This window comes from Sphingomonas sp. 179-A 2A2 NHS, assembly GCF_045371305.1.
GTDB lineage: Bacteria > Pseudomonadota > Alphaproteobacteria > Sphingomonadales > Sphingomonadaceae > Sphingomonas.
The window spans coordinates 1-1,037 of record NZ_JBIQDE010000039.1; the positions used below are offsets into that span (position 1 = coordinate 1).

The window sequence follows — 1,037 nt, forward strand, 5'->3', positions numbered from 1 at the left end:
GTTGAGGACGTAGCGCCGCGCGACGCATTGCTCGATCGCAAATCCGAGATGGTCGATGCCTATCTGGCGATCCAGACCAACCTCGGCTTCACGACCGAGCATGGCGTGCCGCGGTCGCTGGCGGTGACATCGACCCGCCCGGCAGAGGGCAAATCGACCACGGCCTTGGCCATTTCCACGATGCTGGCCCGTTCACACAAGAAGGTCATCCTGGTCGACGGCGACATGCGCTCGCCCTCGGTGCATCACTTGGGCGGCGTCGATCACAATCGCGGGCTGAGCAATTTCCTGGCCGGTGAGGATGATATCGACGGGCTCACTTTCCCCATGAGCGATCTCGGCTTTACTGCAATGTCGGCAGGTCCCATTCCACCCAATGCTGCCGAGCTGTTGACCGGCCATCGGCTGCAGCTGCTGGTCTCCCGCCTGCTCGAACGCTACGATCATGTCGTGATCGACAGCCCACCGGTAATGGGTCTGGCGGACGCACCGTTGATCGCGAGCCGTGTCGAAGGAGTGGTGTACGCGGTGGAATCGCACGGCATCCGCTCCAGCTTGGTCAAGACCGCGCTTCAAAGGCTGCTGGCTGCCAATGCCCATATCTTAGGCGGGGTTCTGACCAAGTTCGAGACGCGCAAGGCGCATTACGGTTATGGGTACGACTACGGCTATGATTATGGCCGCCGGAAGGCCTGACAGATCACGGACGGTCCGCCCGGCCACTCCTCGGCGGTCTGTACGTGAATGGGCGGTGCGCGGCACGATCGCCGGCGCCGCGCTACTTCTCGGCTACGTCTCGACGACGCAGACGCTGGCCTTCGCCCTGATCAAGTCGAATACCGTACGTGGCCATACTCTTGCTCCGGACGATGGCCGGATCGCGGGAGAACTTGCCGAACAGATCCTGACCAGCGGCCAGCCGGCACGGCGTGCAAGCGCGGATCGGCTCGCCCGCGCAGCGCTGGTCGACGAGCCGCTCGCGGTGCCTGCGCTGACCGCGCGCGCGCTTGCCGCGCAGATTGCCGGCGATACGGCAC

The 1,037-nt window shown here is 64.2% G+C and carries 2 protein-coding genes; both read left to right on the top strand.

The features are described from left to right. On the top strand, nucleotides 1-696 hold a 696-nt coding region (locus ACH0AE_RS17880), incomplete at its 5' end, for a CpsD/CapB family tyrosine-protein kinase (RefSeq protein WP_406876179.1). Nucleotides 697-751: 55 nt separating this feature from the next. Further along, a partial coding sequence (locus ACH0AE_RS17885; protein ID WP_406876180.1) for a hypothetical protein occupies nucleotides 752-1,037 on the top strand: 286 nt, incomplete at its 3' end.